19 protein-coding genes are annotated in these 18,537 nt (G+C 35.1%); all 19 read right to left on the bottom strand.

The genetic code is table 11. From position 1 onward, the window contains the following. Window positions 1-2 precede the first annotated feature (2 nt). The gene (locus DW835_RS11945) at window positions 3-698 is read right to left on the bottom strand and encodes a thioesterase domain-containing protein (protein WP_118731212.1); all 696 of its coding nucleotides are present in this window, start codon (window positions 696-698) and stop codon (window positions 3-5) included. A 33-nt stretch (window positions 699-731) separates the two neighbouring features. Continuing rightward, a complete protein-coding gene (locus DW835_RS11940; protein WP_118731211.1) occupies window positions 732-2,147 on the bottom strand; it encodes an AMP-binding protein in 1,416 nt (471 codons plus the stop codon). Between the two features lie 10 nt (window positions 2,148-2,157). Next, window positions 2,158-2,397: an acyl carrier protein gene (locus DW835_RS11935; protein WP_118731210.1), complete on the bottom strand. Its 240-nt coding sequence runs from the start codon at window positions 2,395-2,397 to the stop codon at window positions 2,158-2,160. A gap of 106 nt (window positions 2,398-2,503) precedes the next feature. Further along, a complete protein-coding gene (locus DW835_RS11930) occupies window positions 2,504-3,472 on the bottom strand; it encodes a transketolase C-terminal domain-containing protein (protein WP_118731209.1) in 969 nt (322 codons plus the stop codon). After that, on the bottom strand, window positions 3,459-4,283 hold the full coding sequence (locus tag DW835_RS11925) for a transketolase (RefSeq protein WP_118731208.1): 825 nt from the start codon (window positions 4,281-4,283) through the stop codon (window positions 3,459-3,461). Before DW835_RS11925 ends, DW835_RS11930 begins: the two co-directional genes overlap by 14 nt. Then, a complete protein-coding gene (locus DW835_RS11920; protein WP_243037161.1) occupies window positions 4,267-5,016 on the bottom strand; it encodes an SDR family oxidoreductase in 750 nt (249 codons plus the stop codon). Before DW835_RS11920 ends, DW835_RS11925 begins: the two co-directional genes overlap by 17 nt. Then, window positions 5,016-6,218 (bottom strand): acyl-CoA reductase, encoded by a 1,203-nt coding sequence (locus DW835_RS11915; protein ID WP_118731207.1) that lies wholly within the window; start codon window positions 6,216-6,218, stop codon window positions 5,016-5,018. The genes DW835_RS11920 and DW835_RS11915 overlap by 1 nt, the downstream gene beginning before the upstream one ends. Then, window positions 6,199-7,278: an acyl-protein synthetase gene (locus DW835_RS11910; RefSeq protein WP_118731206.1), complete on the bottom strand. Its 1,080-nt coding sequence runs from the start codon at window positions 7,276-7,278 to the stop codon at window positions 6,199-6,201. Before DW835_RS11910 ends, DW835_RS11915 begins: the two co-directional genes overlap by 20 nt. Next, window positions 7,271-8,260, bottom strand: coding sequence for a transketolase C-terminal domain-containing protein (locus tag DW835_RS11905; protein ID WP_118731205.1), 990 nt, complete (start codon window positions 8,258-8,260; stop codon window positions 7,271-7,273). Before DW835_RS11905 ends, DW835_RS11910 begins: the two co-directional genes overlap by 8 nt. Beyond that, window positions 8,247-9,089: a transketolase gene (locus DW835_RS11900; protein WP_118731204.1), complete on the bottom strand. Its 843-nt coding sequence runs from the start codon at window positions 9,087-9,089 to the stop codon at window positions 8,247-8,249. The genes DW835_RS11905 and DW835_RS11900 overlap by 14 nt, the downstream gene beginning before the upstream one ends. Beyond that, window positions 9,089-9,823, bottom strand: coding sequence for an SDR family oxidoreductase (locus tag DW835_RS11895; protein ID WP_118731203.1), 735 nt, complete (start codon window positions 9,821-9,823; stop codon window positions 9,089-9,091). The genes DW835_RS11900 and DW835_RS11895 overlap by 1 nt, the downstream gene beginning before the upstream one ends. A gap of 34 nt (window positions 9,824-9,857) precedes the next feature. Next, window positions 9,858-10,511: an acetyltransferase gene (locus tag DW835_RS11890; RefSeq protein ID WP_118731202.1), complete on the bottom strand. Its 654-nt coding sequence runs from the start codon at window positions 10,509-10,511 to the stop codon at window positions 9,858-9,860. An 18-nt stretch (window positions 10,512-10,529) separates the two neighbouring features. Further along, the gene (locus tag DW835_RS11885; protein ID WP_118731201.1) at window positions 10,530-11,501 is read right to left on the bottom strand and encodes an XRE family transcriptional regulator; all 972 of its coding nucleotides are present in this window, start codon (window positions 11,499-11,501) and stop codon (window positions 10,530-10,532) included. 71 nt (window positions 11,502-11,572) lie between these two features. Then, window positions 11,573-12,670, bottom strand: a complete 1,098-nt coding sequence (locus DW835_RS11880) for an acyltransferase (RefSeq protein ID WP_118731200.1) — start codon at window positions 12,668-12,670, stop codon at window positions 11,573-11,575. Between the two features lie 4 nt (window positions 12,671-12,674). Beyond that, complete coding sequence (locus DW835_RS11875) at window positions 12,675-13,781, bottom strand: DegT/DnrJ/EryC1/StrS family aminotransferase (RefSeq protein ID WP_118731199.1); 1,107 nt, start codon at window positions 13,779-13,781, stop codon at window positions 12,675-12,677. A gap of 73 nt (window positions 13,782-13,854) precedes the next feature. After that, window positions 13,855-15,303 carry a lipopolysaccharide biosynthesis protein gene (locus tag DW835_RS11870; RefSeq protein ID WP_243037159.1) on the bottom strand — a complete coding sequence of 483 codons (1,449 nt, stop codon included), beginning with the start codon at window positions 15,301-15,303 and terminating at the stop codon, window positions 13,855-13,857. Continuing rightward, the gene (locus tag DW835_RS11865; protein WP_182430312.1) at window positions 15,294-16,262 is read right to left on the bottom strand and encodes a glycosyltransferase family A protein; all 969 of its coding nucleotides are present in this window, start codon (window positions 16,260-16,262) and stop codon (window positions 15,294-15,296) included. Before DW835_RS11865 ends, DW835_RS11870 begins: the two co-directional genes overlap by 10 nt. A 52-nt stretch (window positions 16,263-16,314) precedes the next feature. Then, window positions 16,315-17,577 carry an O-antigen ligase family protein gene (locus tag DW835_RS11860; RefSeq protein ID WP_118731197.1) on the bottom strand — a complete coding sequence of 421 codons (1,263 nt, stop codon included), beginning with the start codon at window positions 17,575-17,577 and terminating at the stop codon, window positions 16,315-16,317. A gap of 9 nt (window positions 17,578-17,586) precedes the next feature. After that, entirely contained in the window at window positions 17,587-18,537 is a 951-nt protein-coding gene (locus tag DW835_RS11855) for a glycosyltransferase family A protein (RefSeq protein WP_118731196.1), read from the bottom strand.

The raw sequence follows: 18,537 nt of genomic DNA, 5'->3' as shown, positions 1-18,537 counted from the left end.
TTTCACATACCCAACCTATTTTCTATTATTCTTGCAATTTCACTATAATGATCATAAATGAAAAAATGATTTCCTTCAAATTGTACGAAATCACATTTATTTATAAAATAATTATTCCATGCTTCCATTTTCTCATACGGTGTATCACTTTCGGAAAAAAAAACGGTTGCCGGAATATTCGTTTTCAAATTCAGTTCTTCAAATTTATAGGTTCCAATCAATGTATAATCAGCTTTATAAATTGGCAAGTACATACGCCAAAAGCTTTTGTTATTTATAAGTGTTTGCGGAATCCCCCCAAACTGAATGGTTCTTTCCTTTACGAGCTCATCCATTTCATTATCAGCATAATTTTTGAGTTCTTTTTTAGTAGCCGGTTCATGCGCTGCAAGAAAAATGTGTATCGGATTATTCAATATCGTATCTTGTAATATCCTCTTTAGGAGTTCTATTGTCGAAATTGTTCCCATACTATAACCCATAATTGCATAATCTTCTCCAGCTACAAGTTTTTCTTTTAACAGCCTCAACATATCTCTTGATAACTCATCAAATGTTTTATAAAGAAGCTCTTTATGACGCTGACCATGACCTGCATATTCTAAGGCAATCACTTCTACACTTTTTGATAATTCCTTTTGTAATTGATCATAAAAAGTTGCATTGCCTCCTGCATAAGTTAGGCATATTAATTTCATAAAGAGCCTCCCTATATTTCTGCGTACAGTTTTCTATACGCTCTTGTAATATTTTTCTAATTCCCTATATAAGGTTTTTCCTGCATCATTTTTTGGAATTTCATCAATAATAATCGTCTTAAACGCAGCCGAATTCAATCCTGTCTTTTCGATAACAAAGTTTCTAACCGCTTCAGCCTTTTCTTCATCTGTCAAGAACAGATACATATGGTCATCAATTCCTGCACTGGCACAGTCGATACTTTCAAATTTTCCTTTTATGAGTCGGTCAACTTCGTCCAAATTTACTCTGTTGCCATATATCTTAAGAAATCTCTTTTTTCTACCAACTATATAATAATAGCCATCTTTATCGAACTGAGCCATATCGCCTGTTTGCAGTATACCGCCGCGTTCATCGCCTTTACTCAGGTCTGCGCCACATTCTGCATAACCTAATGTGACATTTTCTCCCTCATATACAAGTTCTCCTGTAGTATATGGACTTGTAATTTCATCGCTATTCCCATCTATCAGTTTAAACTTGCCTCCCGGTATAGCAATTCCCATGGAACCACATTTTTCAATTGCCTTTTCTGCAGGCAAATATCCCATCCTTGCTGTTGCCTCACATTGTCCATACATTACAATAAATTTTTTCCCGTTTTTATCGGCATAATCCGCAAATTTTGCATGCAATTCAGGAATCAATTTACCACCAGCCTGCGTCATATATCTCAACGACGGAAGGTTCATTCGGAAGAATCTAAGCTTATCTAACATTTCGTAAGTATAAGGTACTCCGCCAAAGGATGTAGCTTTCTGTTCCCTGAAAAACTCCCAAAATTCCTTCTGCATAAGTCCTTTATCGGTCACCAAAATGGTTGCACCTACAAGCAGATGACTATTGATTATAGACAATCCGTATGTGTAGTTCATTGGTAATGTTGTGATGGGGCGTTCTGTCTCATCCAATTCCAAGTATTCCACGATAGAACGTGCATTTGACAGTACATTTTTGTAGCTTTGTCTTACAAATTTAGGACTTCCTGTGGATCCTGATGTGGTAAGCATTAAGCACAATTCATCATATAATGGATACTCCACATCAAAGTGAGTCTTAAGTAATGCATATCCATATGTCTCATACACTTTTTCCATATTCTGGAAACTATCTAATTGCTCTTTAGGTAACCAAAGATATGACGGCTTATAATTATCCAGTAAAACATCCCTCAATTCTTCATCCAAATGAGCATTCAACAGGACTGTTGGAATATTACTATTAATAAAGGCCGTATATCCCATTATTGAACCAATAGAATTCTGGCAAAAGCAAAATACTAGGCACCTTTTTCCAATCTTTTCTACTAATTTTGAGTTTTCCGCATTCAATTCCTGATAAGATAAGGTTGTGCCATATTCATCTATAACTGCCGTATTAGCTGCATACTCTTCAAATTTCCACATTATTTTTTCCTTAAAATTCAATGTTATAATTAGCTGCTAAAATTTCTTTTCCCTTTTCATATGAACTTAAATCGATTATATCATCCGTATCCATCATGATATCAAATGCATCTTCAATTGCTGCTATCAATCCCATATGGCCTACAGAATCCCAGTTAGGAATCTGCTGATACTGTAACCCATTCAGCTGGTCCTCAGTAACCTCTAATGATTCAATAAACGCCTGATTGTACTTTTCTAAATTTGTCATGTTTTTTCTCCTTTTCTAACGTTACATAGTAATTTTATATTATTTAATTCCAAATTTATTTGGAACTAAAATCGCACATAGAATATACTTTTTGTTTGCAAATGTTTCAACTTCTAAATTCTTTTATTATCCTTTCCGCAATTTGCCTAGAACTTAATCCTACTTGTTCTTGAACATAACCTGTTGTCCCACTTGGAGTATAGATATCATCAACTCCAAGAATAATATGCCTTGGTTTCACTGCTTCGGCAGCATAATATTCTGCGATTGCACTTCCTAATCCTCCAGCCTTCAAATGTTCCTCTACTGTCACGATTAATTTATAATGTTTTAACTCTTGTAAAAGAGTAGCATCTAACGGAACTATAGTATGCATGTCGATTACTGTGCAGTCAAGTTGATCTTTCAAAAGATCTGCCGCATCCAAAGCATTTTTTACAATATTTCCCGTGGCAATAATTGCAATCTCATTTCCCTTCTTTAGAATATTGGCTTTTCCAATCTCATAATTATAGGTAGCGTCTTTATACACTATAGGCATTAATGTATCTCCTGTCAATCGTATATACACAGGTCCCTTGTACTCGATTGCGCTTACAACAGCCTTATAAATTTCAGTTCCATCACATGGAGAAAGTATCTTTATTCCGGGAATGGTCCGCATAATTGCTATATCCGGTGGATTAGTGTGCGAATAACTAAATTCTGACTGTATGAATCCACTGTCCATACCTATTAATTTGACATTGGACTGCATATATCCCATATAGTTTCTCACTTGATCTGCTACTCTGACAGAGGTAAACATTGCCCACGACGTTGCTATAACGGGGCTTCCATATCTTGCCAATCCTGCAGAAACTCCAATAAGATTTTGCTCCGCTATTCCAACATTTACTAAACGTTCCGGAAAATCTTTTTTTACTCTGTCAAACCCTGATGCATGCATCAAGTCAGCCGTTACAACATATAGATCTCTTTCATCCTTCAAATAATCATATACCACTTGTCCTAAAGTACCTCTGGCACCCATTCTGGCCAAAAATCTTATATTCTTTGAATCAAGATTCAGCAATCAGCCCCACCTCCTCTTTTGCCCGGGTCAACTCTTGTTCACTTATTTTTCTATCATGCCAGCTGTTATCGCCTTCCATGAATGAAATTCCCTTGCCTTTAACCGTGTGGGCTATTACAGCATGTGGTTTTTCTCCTGTTGCTTCTCTTAATGCATCATATATTTGAGTACAATCATGTCCATTTACCTCTACTGCATCCCATTGAAATGCCATAAATAGTTGCTTCATCTCGTTCATATCAATAATTGCACCCGTATCCCCATCCGATTGAAGATCATTTTTATCAACTATAGCATATAAATTATCCAAATGGTTCTGTGCTGCAAACATAACAGCTTCCCAGACCGATCCTTCATTTATTTCTCCGTCACCTAATAATACATAAACCTTAGTCTTCATATTTCTTTTCTTCATTGCAAGCGCAATTCCAACCGCATACGATAAGCCAAGGCCCAAACTACCACCAGAGCACTCAATCCCTAACTCCCTATTGTACTCAGCCAGTTCCGTCAAATTAGTACCATCTTTTCTATATTGCTCTAGTTGAGTCTCTGATATTACACCAATCTGTTCTAATACTGCATACAACGCTGGTCCTGCATGCCCTTTAGATAAAATAAATATATCTGATTTTGAATCATCGCTACTTATATTCAGTACTTCTCCATATAATGTAGCCAAAATATCAATGCACGAAAGTGCTCCCCCCCAATGCATTGTTTTGGAACAACATTCACTCATCTTTACTAGCGATTTTCTTGCACCTGCAGCAATCCTTCTGATCTCATCTACTTTATTTTGATCCGCCATCAACTCTAATCACCTGCCCATTTATAAATGATGAGTAATCACTGGCCAAATATACAATCGTATCAGCAACTTCACGGGGCATTGCACACCGTCCCATTGCGCACCTCTCTAATAAATGGTCACTCCCAACAACATCCTGTACAGTCTTTATCATGTCCGTTTCGGTAGGACCAGGTGCTACAGCATTCACCCTAATCCCTATTTGTCCTACTTCCGAAGCTAAAATTTTTGACAAATGTATCAATGCTGCCTTACTGCTTCCATAAGTACAATTAGTCGGATTTACATCTATTCCCGAAATAGAAGCAACATTTATTACAGATCCGCTTTTTTGCCTGCTCATTAATTTTATAATATACTGTGTCAAACAAATTGGTCCAAAGAAATTAGTGTCAAAAACATCCCTGATTTCATGCATTGGCGTCATTTGGAACAAAGTTGCATTTACAACACCTGCCACATTAACAAGTATATCTACGTTTTCTTTAGTTTTGTATATCTGCTTAACCGCTTCTTTAATCTCAGTCTCTGTTGCTATATCAAAATACAATGGGATGATTTCAGTATTATATTTTTCAGCCAGTTCAGACATATCTCTTTCAAATTCACTATTACTCTTTCTCGCACATGCCCAGATTTTTGCCCCCTCATTTGCAAATCGTTCTACAACAGCACGGCCTATTCCACGATTTGCTCCAGTAACTATAGCTGTTTTTCCCTGCAAAATTCCCATTATTGATATCCTCCGGTATACACAAATCTAGACATCGTCTCAATCATTTTATATCCATCCCAAATAAACTCAAGTCCCATCGTTTGACCCAGTTCTACGATTCTGTCTACTCCACGTACTCCTTTATCAAACACTAATTTTTTCACCACATTCTTATCAATGCCATATACCGAAATAGTCTGACATTGCTTTGTTAAAATCGGCTCTATTTCCTCCAATTTCTCGGCAGAATATTCAAAGAAATATCCTCCTCCATTTTTATAATCCATCAGATATGATTTTAAAGTGTCTATTTCCATTCTAACAACATAATTATCTTTTGATACTAAGTGCTGGTTATTTTCCTTCATTCCAAGCATACATACCGATGTATATTTATCTACTGCTTGTATTGGCTTCATTTCGTAATCATTTCTAACCAACACTTCTAGTTCGTTCCAGAACTTCTCTTTTGCTGTTTTAATGGAATTTCCCATCCAAACAACCAGTCGTGGGGAACTACACGCATTTTGATCCGAGTAATATGTGTCCGTATAAAATCCCTTTGCTATTTCTTTTGAATCCCCCTTCATATACTCATCCGAATTAATAATGGCAATCGAATGTCTATCAGCAAATGCCATTTCAATTGCTCTGGGTGGAAGAGGTGCTTGCCGTATTGTTTCTATTGTTCTATTTCCACCCCAAATAATTCTCACATCACAAATAGCCGACAATTCTCTTGTAATATCATCACTATGTTCATATCTAATCAAGCAAAAATACGGCCTCATATTTGAGTGTTCTGTGTTAAGCAACTTATTCATAGCATGACAAATAATGTCCACCTGCGGAAACTGTTTATTTGATACTCTTATCAAAGTACAGTTTCCTGCCAACAATGAGGAGGTCATGGATACAGCAAAATTAACAGGCACATTAGAAGGTGCAATATGAAAAGCAATACCTCTACCTAATCGGCAATGATAATCTGTGTGTTTGCTACGAACGCTTTCGATAGAAGCCCTCCTGATCCAATATGCATATGACATTACGTCTACATACTGTCTGGTTCTTGCATCCTTAAGCAATTCTCGAGACAAATCTGCCAAAAAAGATATTGCTTGACTTGAAAAAGTAGGTAGTGCTGGTGTCTTTTGCATATTTTGCAACACTTCCATATCTCCTACAAGAAATTCTATTTTATTTGAATTTATCTGCATAAGTATCACTGCACCCCCTCAATTCTGCGCTTTTCATTCTTCCAAGAATTTTTACATACTTCCCTTTTCTTCCGCAGGGACAATCATCTTCCCCCAAAACGATTCCTTCATCTTCTGTAAGAAGTGAATGACCCGGATATGAATGCGGTAAAGCAGATACAACCTGTATTATTCCTGGTGTACCTATTGGACAAACTGAAAAATCCTTATAGTTTCTAATAATCACATCTGAATATATACTAGCATGCAAATGACCGTATTCACACTCTGCATATATACATCCTGTCTGCTCCACCATCCCATAGTGATCTAAGAAGTGAACAATACCACAAACCTGATTTATCCGCTCTTTAAACTCTTCTCGGGATATTTTCTCCGATTCCAATTTTTTCCAACCACCGCCTGTCATCAGCCAGGCTTTTGACATATCATATTTTTTATCCAACTTTAATAAATTATTATACAAATGCTGCCATACCATAAATGTAAAGCCAAATATAATAAATGGTTGATCCTGATACTTTTCAAAAAAGTTATCAAGGATATCCGTATTAAGCGTCATATCATCGTTCAATACATAAACCATTTCTCTGGCTGCCACTTGAAGCCCCAATATGGCAGCTCCCCGGGCCGTAAACATTTTTCTATCCTTCAGTACTGCCGGAGTATCTACAATTAGCATGGGTAAACGCTTTTTTCCCCAAAAGTCACTTAAAATCTTAATCATTACCTTTTGCTGGATCATCGCAGTTTCTTTATCCACAAATATCTTTGACACCCTTTGTCCTGTCGTTCCTGAGGAAGTCATTACTTTAAATACTTCTTGTCGATCAATACTAAGTAAGTCGTATTCCTTAAACATTCTCACTGGATAAAAAGGAATATCTTCCACTCTGTTAACTTTGCTTTCATCAAAATTAATAGTTTCAAGGAAATTCTTATACTCCTCGCATCTTTCAGCATGAGCTTTCGTCAAGCTAATCAATTCATTTGTCAAAAGCTCATTTTTTTGTTCTTTATCCAGTTCATAAGGGCTATACTTATAAAAATCTTCAATCATTCTTTATCCCCAAGCTCCCTTTTATTTTCAAAACAATATCTTCCGCTACAAGTCCCACTTGCTTTAACATAAACGATCTACTGCCCATTTTACAATTTGCATCATTAATACCTATAAACAATTGTTGGCACTCTGTCTTTTTCAATGTCATTATTTCTGCAATTGCAGAGCCAAGTCCACCCAATATATTATGTTCTTCTATTGAAACAATCAGTTCATGTGTATCAATAATTTCATTTATACATTCGTCGTCAATAGGTTTTATTGTATGCATATTGACCACCGTCGGCTTCACGCCTAATTCGCTTTCTAATAATTGAGCAGCCTTCTGAGCTTCTGATACCATAGAAACTCCCGTAGCAATCAATGCAACTTTGGTCCCTTTTTGTAATGTAACTGCCTTGCCTATTTTAAAGTCATAATCATCATTATAAATCATTGGAATCCCTGTTGTGCCACATAATCTCATGTACACAGGTCCCTCGACTTCAGAAATTGCCTGCATCATTTTAATAGCTTCTGTACAATCTGCCGGGGATAAAACAGTCATATTAGGAATGCTCCTCATGAGTGCAATATCACTAATTGCCAACAACGCAGTTCCTGACCATCCTGAAGTTAAACCTGCAGATGATCCAATTGCTTTTATATTTAAATTCATATTTCCCATTAAATGGCGTACTTGATCTGCACATCTATAAGTCACAAATGGAGCATATGTTGTAACATATGTTTGATATCCCTCCATTGCCATCCCTGCAGCAATTCCTATCATATTCTGTTCTGCAATTCCAACATTGTAAAACATTTCCGGATATTTTGCTGTCATTCTTTCGAGGCCAGAAAATCTTGATAAATCTGCCGTAATAACAGCTAAATCTTTTCTCTCATCGGCCACCTCATTAAATCCAACACTCCATATGGAAGGATTTATTCCCATGATAGACCATGAGCGCATGTTTCTTTTATTATACTCTATCATATCTTCCCTCCTCAATGTCTTTCATCATATACTCATAATCTTCTTCACTTAGCATAATATGATGAGACTCTGCTTTGTTTTCAATACTAGGAAGCCCATAGCCCTTAATCGTACTTGCCACAATCGCTAACGGTTTTCCTTCATGTTGTGTGAGGAATGCCTGATATAGATCTTCTATAGAATGTCCATTTACATCTACTGCAACAAAGCCAAACGCCTCTAACTTTTCTTTAAATGATCCCATAGGCATAATTTCTTCTTCTCTTCCATCAAACTGCATATGGTTATTATCAATAATCACAATCAAATTGTCTAATTGAAATTTAGCCGCTGACATAAATCCCTCCCAATTAGCACCTTCATTGCATTCTCCATCACCTAAAAGGACATATGTTTTATAATCCAGCTTTTTCCTTTTTCCTGCCATTGCCATTCCAATTCCAACGGACAGTCCCATTCCTAAACTGCCTCCCGAAAAATCTATTCCCATTTGTGGATTCCATGGATAGCCTGCTAACTCACCACCGTCTTCGTGGAAGCTCATTAGTTGCTCATGATTGATCATGCCTGCCTGTTCCAAGGCAGAATAACTCGCCAAATAGCAATGTCTTTTGCTGGTAATAAATCGGTCTCTACCTTCCCAATCCGGTTGGTCTGACCGATAATTCAAAATTCCTCCATACAACGTGGCGATAATATCCATAGAGGAAAATCCTCCACCCAAATGCGCGCCTGCTTTCCCCGTGGATTTTGCCATCTCTAGTGCTTTTAAACGCATTGCTTTTGAAAAGGCATAACTTCGATCTATTTTCATTTCATTATTATTCATTAAACACGTCCTCCATCAAGCACCATTATATGCCCTGTCATATAACTAGCATCTTCAGATGCAATGTATAAAGCGGCTTTAGCAACTTCTTCCGTCTTTCCCATTCGGTGAATACTCATTCTATCCAAAACTTTTTTAAGTTCCGCTTCTGATTTATAATTTCCCATATCCGTATCGATAAGTCCCGGTGCAATTCCATTTACCCTGATATTATATTGTCCAAGTTCTTTTGACACAGATTTTGTAATCCATATCATAGCCGCTTTACTTGATCCATATGCCAGATAGCCGGGGTTCGTTTCTATTCCTCCAACAGAACACATATTTATGATGCAACCCGCTTTTTGTTTCATCATTTGTCTTGCTACCAGCTGCATAATCTGAACCTGCGCAAAAACATTTATTTCATATACCTCTTTTAATTTTGCAATAGATGTCATTGTAAACAAACCGCCATATGGTACTCCTGCATTATTGATAAGAACATCTATGTTTCGTTTTTCCTGCAGAATGCTTTTAATGCCTTCTTTAGTTTGTGCCTCATCCGATAAATCAAAATATATCGGTGTAATAGTTACATTATTGTTGTCAGCAATGTTTTTCAATGTATCTTCAAATTCATTACTTTGTTTTCTCGCACACGCCCATATATCGTAGTTATTTTCTGCAAATGTTTTTACCAGTTGTTTTCCTATTCCTCTGTTTGAACCTGTGATAATAACCGTTTTGTTCACTTTCTCACCTCTTTAATCATAAAATTTAGTTTTACTATTTAAATACCGAGCCAGAATTTTCAGCTATTTCGCGTGCTGGATTTCCCATTACTACTTTATTATCTCTAACATCTTTCATCACGACTGCTCCCATGGAGACTATTACATTATGTCCAACTACTATGTGATCTCTAATAGATGATGACACTCCAATATAGGTTTCCTCACCAACCTGCGTATATCCTGCCACAATAGAGAAACTGGATATCTGACAGTGCATTCCAATATGAACATCATGTCCTATAATAGTTTTTCCGTTTATAAACACATTATCCTCCAACACTGCATCCGAAGATATTGTCACATGTTCCTGAATTACTACTCCTTCCCCGATCTTAGCGCTTCCACTTACCTGCGCTAACGGGTGAATAATGGTCGCTAATCCTAAACCATTCTCTGCCACTCTATCATAGAGTTTTTTTCTAACCGTTGGTTCTCCAACAGCTATTACTACCTTTATATCATCCTTTTTAATGTTATGGCACAAGCTAACTAAGGGCATCATTCTGCATTGCATAAAGGTCCCCTCTTGCTTTGTATCATCTATAAATATAATTTCATCCCAACATTTTTTTAAAGAAGGATTCATCTCAATCATATCAAATACTTCTCTTCCAGAACCACCTGTACCATAAATTCCCAGTCTCATATAACCTAATTATCCTCCTTACAATAAGCCTCGCCTCATTGCAATTTCCACTAAGTCTGCAATCTTTATTCTTTGAGTATCTTGAATAAATTTAATTACTTTTGAGGCATTTTGTATATCATCCCGATTTTTTAATTTAACAAAAATAAGTCCTCTTCCTATCAACTCGGCCTCTGCTTTTCTAAAATTCTTCGGATCCAATAATGATTGAACCGGATCATACAGTGAAAAAGAACCTTTGTTGAATACCTCTTTGCTAATAAATAGCATTGGTGCTGTATAGTATTCATCCAGACTTTCCACCTTTTCTGCAGAATCCAAATTGACAATTTTTAAGTTTGTATCATAACTGATTCTTTTACTCTGATCATCAACTTTATACAACAGACAAAATATTGTTGAGACTTCTGGTTTTACCATAGCTCTCTGCATATACTTTGTAACATCAGTGCCGTATATAAAATTATAGCCTTTTATCAAGACAACATTTCTATTTGCTACATAATTTTTTATATTGATATATTTTTCCGAGGCAAACGTATTCTCATATAATACATTTTCTATTCTTATTCCCCATTTATTTTCTGACTTACACAAGTTTTCTATATATTCATAGCTTCTTAACGCCGAAAATATTAGAATATTCTTAATTCCGACCAGCATAAAATAGCTTAGCAGATAATGTATTATAGGTTTATCGTGGAGAATCGTTCCTGCATAAATCGTCTCATTTTCTTCTTGATCCAGCATTAGGATTCCGCACCACTGTTGCCCATTATGCAATATGTCTCCATTAAGCAAACTTTCTATATCGGTATCCAATATTATTGAAAGTTTTGCTAATAGAGACACATCCGGGACTCCTAATCCTCTCTCCCATTTGGACACTGCTTTATCGCTTACTCCCAGCTTTTCTGCTAATTTGTTTTGTGTATAACCTTTCTTTCTTCTTAAAAAAGCAATTGCTTTTCCTACTTTATTCGCATCCATTTTCTCGTCTTTTTATTATAAGCTACTCAGCAAGTAGTGAAAACCGACTCTCCGTTTACTTAAAAAATCAATTATGATACCCCCCCGATTTTGGGATCCTTTCCAGTTAAACGCTGTGTTACCTTATCATATATTTCTGTTTTATCCAACCAGTTAAAAAAGGGAGTCTCAACAAACCTTATTCTTAGTAGATCTAATACAACACATACTACATACACAACAATCACTACCATGGACGAATATAGCGGTAACATGCTATCCGTGTAGTGATCGGCATTGTGAAATAAGTCTTGCCATAAAAGCTTTCTCATAGAATTGCTATTTGCATGAATCAGCAGGACGCCAAATGTTGCTGATGCTACTGTATTTATAATATAATTATATTTCAATCTTATATTTTTAAACAAAATGAATATACTTATGGATGTAGTAACTGCCAAAAGTTTATTACTATCATTTACCATATGGTATGCCGATGTAAATCCTAATTTAGCTCCCACAAAGTCTACTGTTATTATACTCAGCACCATCAACGCCGTTGATATTGTTGTGCAAAGCACTCCACATTTTAAGTTATCTACTTTTAGTGGGTACAATCTTATATATCCGCCAATAAGATATACTGTACATAACCAACCAGTAAAATCAAAAGTATCCCTCATCATAAATGTGGAAAGGAATGTAAAATATATCAATAAAACTGCCAGCATTAATTGATACTGCCGCTTACTTAATGCTCTGGCAAGAACATTCATAAATGGAATAAGTAACATCATGACAATCAATGTCCCTGCATAATATACGTCTGCTTCATATATCATACTAAAAATTATTTTCCAAATGTCCTTAAAGCTAAATATCGTATAACCAGTTATTGCAAATATAAAGGTAAAGAGAAAACTCCAGAATTTTATCGGAAGATATAACTTCAAAAACTTTTTTAATGTAAGGTCGGATTTCACCATAAAATATCCGGTTATTAAAGTAAATACATTAATTGCAGTCTTTCCCCACATTCCAAATACTTGTAAAAATACCATATTGAATGTAATATTATCAAACGAAAATAATTGAGGCAATCCACTATTTACAACAAAATGATGCCCTATAATGGATAAAATCATCAATATTCTTAATAATTCCAGATTACTCTCTCTTTTGTGTTCCATTTTTCTACCCTTTACAATTTAAAATAATCTTGCATATTCTATCCACATCTTCCACTGAAAGATCTGCATATAATGGTAATGTTAATACCCTCAAGCTAAGATGACGTGCAATAGGAGTTTCATTGACATCAAATTCACCATGGAAACATTCAAAAGAATTAGTTAATGGATAAAAATATTTTCGTGCTCCAATTCCATTCTCCGCAAGTTTATCCATTACCTCATTCCGACTGGCTCCAAATACTTTTTCATCAAAAATCACCGGAAAATATGCATAATTGCTTTCAACATTTTCCTGAATCGGTGATAACTGAATTCCCTCTACATTCTCAAGATGTTCTCTGTATCTCTCCACTACAGTTTTACGCTTAGCAATTTCCTCATCTACATGGCGTAAGTTACACAATCCCATGGCTGCACAAAACTCATTCATTTTTGCATTTGCCCCCACACCATCTACGATCTCTTCATTCCTGATTCCAAAATTCTTTAGTTTATATAATGCTCTTCCAAATTCTTCATCATGATAGCAAACGCAGCCTCCTTCAATCGTATTAAATACTTTAGTCGCATGAAAACTAAAACAGGAAGCATCGCCAAAGGTCCCTATTCCCTTTCCCTTATATGTCTCTCCAAAGGTGTGTGCTGCATCATATATAACTTTGAGACCATATTTTTTAGCAATACGATCAATTTCTTCTATGTTACAAATATTTCCATATACATGAACAGGAACAATAGCACTCGTTTTATCCGTAATCAGCTTTTCTATTTTAGAGGGATCCATGGTGAATGTAATAGGATCAATATCGCAAAATACTGGTTTTAATCCATTCCGCACAATTGCATGTGTTGTAGACGCAAATGTAAAGGGGGTCGTAATAACCTCTCCTTCCAGATTAAATGCCTGCATAGAAAGTTCAAGTGCCATATGTCCATTAGTAAGCAATTCAATCTGTTCAACTCCCATATAATCTATGAGGTTTTTCTGCAGTTCTTGATGTTTTACTCCCATATTGGTGAGCCAATGCGTATCCCAGATAGATTTTATTTCATTTATGTACTCTTGTAATTCTGGCATAGATGACCGTGTCACTAAAATTTTACTCATGCTATGTTCTCCTCATTTTTATTTATTTTTATGTGCTGTATACTTCACACACATTATCCTTATTCTAACATAATTAGTTATGTTGTTTTACTGTATCTAGTATATATTTCAATGTTTTTTGCTTGGTGATAATTGACAAAATAATATATACGACACCGCCTACCACTATTTGCACAAATAAAATACATGCATTATTTATCTTTAAATATTGTATAGGATATACGACTGCTCCCATAATCATTGCCAATAGCATGGAAGGAAAAATATCTTTCAGTTGTTCCCAATATGTGTAATTAATAAGTTTCGCATTAGGATAAGCATTTATCACGGTTGCAACTAATCCATCCACCAAACATCCTACTGCTATTGCGTATGGCCCAAATTGAAGGGATACAAAAATAATTACAATACCTATAATTTTCTTAATAATTTCCAGTTTTAAAAAAATATCACTTCTCCCCAAGGCATTTATAGCTTGCAAATTGGAAGTGTGGATTGGCCATAATGCATATGAAAAGCATAACACTTGTAAATAAGGAACACAGTCAATCCATTTTTCTGTTAACACAACTCGTACAAATGGATCCGCTACTGCTGCAACTCCTATCATCAATGGCCAAATGACATACGAACTAACCTGAATAGATTTTCTTGTCATTTCTTTTACGCGTTCCCTATCATCCTGAATTTGCGACATGGCAGGCAACAAGACAGCGCTTATGGATGTATTTATGTTTTTAATAACAAAAGATGAATATTTATCACCCTGGTTGTAATATGCTAAATCTTCTGTCGTGTATACTTTTCCAATAAGTAAGCTTCTTAATTGTGTATACCCTGTGTCCAGTAGCCCCGACGCAAGCATTTTCCATCCATATCTTATCAATCCCTTGGCTCGCTCCCATGAAAATATCCATTCAGGTCTCCATTTTACGGTAACCCATAATACTATGGTATCCGTACAAGTATTTATAAGATATTGTGCTACTAATGCCCAAACTCCAAAACCATGGTACGCCATGAAAATGCCCACTACTCCGGAAAATATCGTTCCAAATAATGTTGACCAGAAAAAGCGCTGAAACATCATATATTTAGAAACATACGCCTGTTGTACTGAATTTATAGCTGCTACAATCACTCGTATTCCCAAAACCCGCAAAGCCGCTTTCATAACCGGCATGCTATAGAATTCTGCAACATATGGAGCCAGCGCAAATATAATTATATATATTATTATTGATACACCTAAATTAGCAAAAAAAACAGAAGAGAAATCAATGTTATCAGCGTCCTTTTTCTGTACAAGTGCACTTCCAAATCCGTTAGACACAAAAACATTAGCTATTGTAATAAACACCATTATAAGTGCTATTGCTCCGAAATCCGAAGGCGCTAGTATTCTTGCAAGTATTATGGAAACAACTAAACTAACAAATTGTGCTAAGATTCTTTCTCCAAATTTCCACGCAAGTCCGGTCATTACCTTCTGTTTTATTTCACCATTCCTATCTATACCCAACTTTTAGTACCTCTTTTAAACATTCTGCAATATATATACTTGATCCAAAGTTTCACATTATATTTCTTCGCAGACAAACCTCTTTGGGGAGTCTTTGCTCTATTGCTTTCACAATTTATCAAATTCAATTCAAACCTCTTATCATCATCTAATATCCATTCTTTCAACGGATCTATTTCCTCATTCTTCTCCATCGTATATCCAGAACCGTCGTTTCCCCATGTTCTTGCTTTAGGTTTTATAGGAAATATGCTATATTTATTGCTGTATGCTATATACAATTGTATTACTCCATCAACAGATTTCAATTTTCCGTCTTCATTCCAAAAAATATTCCTTCTCCTATATAAAATATCATTAACATACACTCTAAATAGCCAGGGATTCTTACAATACATTTCTCTTTGGAATTTCATTTTTCCCTTATTTTTGTCTAAAATGACTTTTTCTTTTTCTTCCTCGTATTGCTTCCACTTTCTTCTCCATGTTCCATATCCATACGGTTGGAAATACGATGACTTATATGCAGTTCCTATACTCGTAGTAATTTTCTCTCCTTCTGGAAATCCACATACTGTCAAAATAGATTCATCTTCTTCAAATTCTTGTAAGCATATATCCATATATTCTAAAAAATTGGAAGAAAATTCATTATCATCCTCTGTAAAAATCCATCTATCGTAACTTTTAATTTGGTTTGCTAAAAAGTTAGCATTTTCACTAGGCCCTAGATTTTTTTCCTGAATATAAACAAAGACTTCCTTAAAGCCCCCAATTCCGCCTTTTAAATAATTAATTACCTCATTGTAACCTTTTTCATATTTTTCGGATGGTGGGAAGTCTACAGATATATAAATTTCTGTAAATTTAGCAAATTCGTTGCTAGCCAGTGAATTTATGCATTTTTTCAAATGTTCTATACGATTGCATGTAGGAATAATAACCGGTGCATATACCATCTGCCTTTTCCTCTCTACGTTAGTTAGTGATTCTTTCATATATCAATATTTATTATTTAGCGTTCTCATTAGAATATTCTTTTGCAATTATAAGAGCTAATAGAATCCAGAATAATGTAATACTGGGGAATGTGGAAATTGTAGATCCAACCATTCCATTTATTAAAACACAGGCAATAATACTATAACTTAACCCCCGTAATCGATAATCCAATTTTCTTCTTGTTGCAAATAGTGTCCAAACAGGTAATATAATATATAAAAGACCTCCTATTATTCCTGTTTCCATTATCACTTTTAAATACATGCTATGAGACGTCACATACACATTCGATATATTATATTTCGACAGTGTATCTCCGGCAGATCCCATTCCCCATCCCCAAATAGGATTAGCTACAATATAGGTTATCGCATCCTTCCAAGTTATAAATCTTTGCGTAAATCGTGTATCACTTGTGCTATTTAAAATGCTGCCTAACATTCTCCCAAGCATATTATCTCCGGAAAGAATGGGAATCACCCCTATAATCGCTAGACCTATCACTAACGCTGCCAATACTATAAACATCATTTTTATTGTTATAGCATTTTTTCTGTAATCATGTATATAAAATTCGCCCAAAAATATTATTGCAGCTACAATTAGGCAAACTAAATTTGTTCTTGTAATACTACAATAGCAACCAAACGCTGCAAACAATGAGAGGCAAAAATATCGTTTCTTCCTTTCTTCTAAAAACAGATAGAAAAAAATAGCAAATATCAAAATGCAAAACATTCCGTAATGAAATGGGCCTGAAAAAATTGATATCGAACGTACATGACCGCCATAATGTAAGGTCCAAAAATCTGCATCATTCATGCCTGCAAAAATATCATCTATTTTCCCCCAAAACAAAAATTGTTTTATTCCGTATAATACTATTGGCATCCCTAAATACCCAATATATTTAAGCCACTTAGAAATATCTAAATTTGTTTGATCTAAATATAATAAAAAAACCAATAATATTAACATCTGAAAATATGATTTTCTATATTCAATAATTGAGTATAACCTATTATTAATATTCGTATGGAAAATTTCCGCTATGGATATCACTTGTATGAGGAAAATAACCCAAAAATACTTTTCCTGGGCTTTCTTAATTTTCAGTTTTCCTCCCGTACATGCTACATAATAAACGATCAAGCCTATTAATGCCATATCCGCTATCAATGTTGCCCATCTGCCAAAAAACATTTTCAAAATACTAGAATAGAACAAAATAATTATATAAACTTTTAGGAGTTTATCGCTATTTTTTACCATGTTTTCCACCTAAATGTCTTTTTGATTCAATAATTCACCTGAAAATTTATAATATTCCTGGCACTGTTTTAATAATACATCATTTCTTCCTTGTCCCACATTGATTTTGGCCAAAGCAATATCCTGTGTTCCAGAAAATGTAAAAGTTTCCCTTGTATACTTTTTAAGCTTTACAACTTTTGTACCTTCTAATGCCTCCATTATTTTTAACCAGATATCATCTGCCGTTGGGCAGAGTTTTAAAAATAAGTCAGAATTCTTCCAATCACTATACAAGCAATTAGGAGGATATAAAACACCTCCCACCCCTGTTGCCAACAAATTATGTCCTTTCATATTAGACCCCGGAGCCAGTCTATTCCAATTTCCATACAATTGGATATTCTCATTAGAAAAAGTAATCTCGTGTACTCTCGCAGCAATAACACAATTTGGATTATTATAATGCCCTTCCAATAATTTTTCAATTAAATTCTCAGGGTATATCATATCATCATCTACCGTGACAACCAATGCTTGCGGGTTCTCAAGAAGCGCATAATAATACTTTGTATGAACTCTCACGTCCTTTACAAATCGTATTTCCAATCCATATTCTACTTCTGTTTCCAGTAGTTTCGAAATTTTCTTTCTTTCATCCTCGCAAATCTCATCCGTAATCCACAGTATAACACGATCTGGCATAACGGTCTGATTAAAAATGCTTTTAAGCATAAAAGGTATATTACTGATGCGTGAGGGAATCGTTGTAAATGAAACTACTATTTGTTCTTTTCTTTCTTTATCATTTAATTTTTTTTGACACTTGAGATAATTGTTCTTAACGTACTTATCACAAAGCTTATTAATTAATTGATACTCTTTTACAATCAGACCATTAATTATTCTTTTAAATATAGATGTGCTATTTGTAAATTTAGGAATTGTAAGTCGATAAAATTGTTCTATTCTTAGCTTCAT

The sequence above is a fragment of the Clostridium sp. AM34-9AC genome, from assembly GCF_003480225.1.
GTDB classification, from domain to species: Bacteria; Bacillota; Clostridia; order Lachnospirales; family Lachnospiraceae; genus Acetatifactor; species Acetatifactor acetigignens.
The sequence above is the reverse complement of the archived record's forward strand: the minus strand, read 5'-3'. Positions and strand labels throughout refer to the sequence as shown.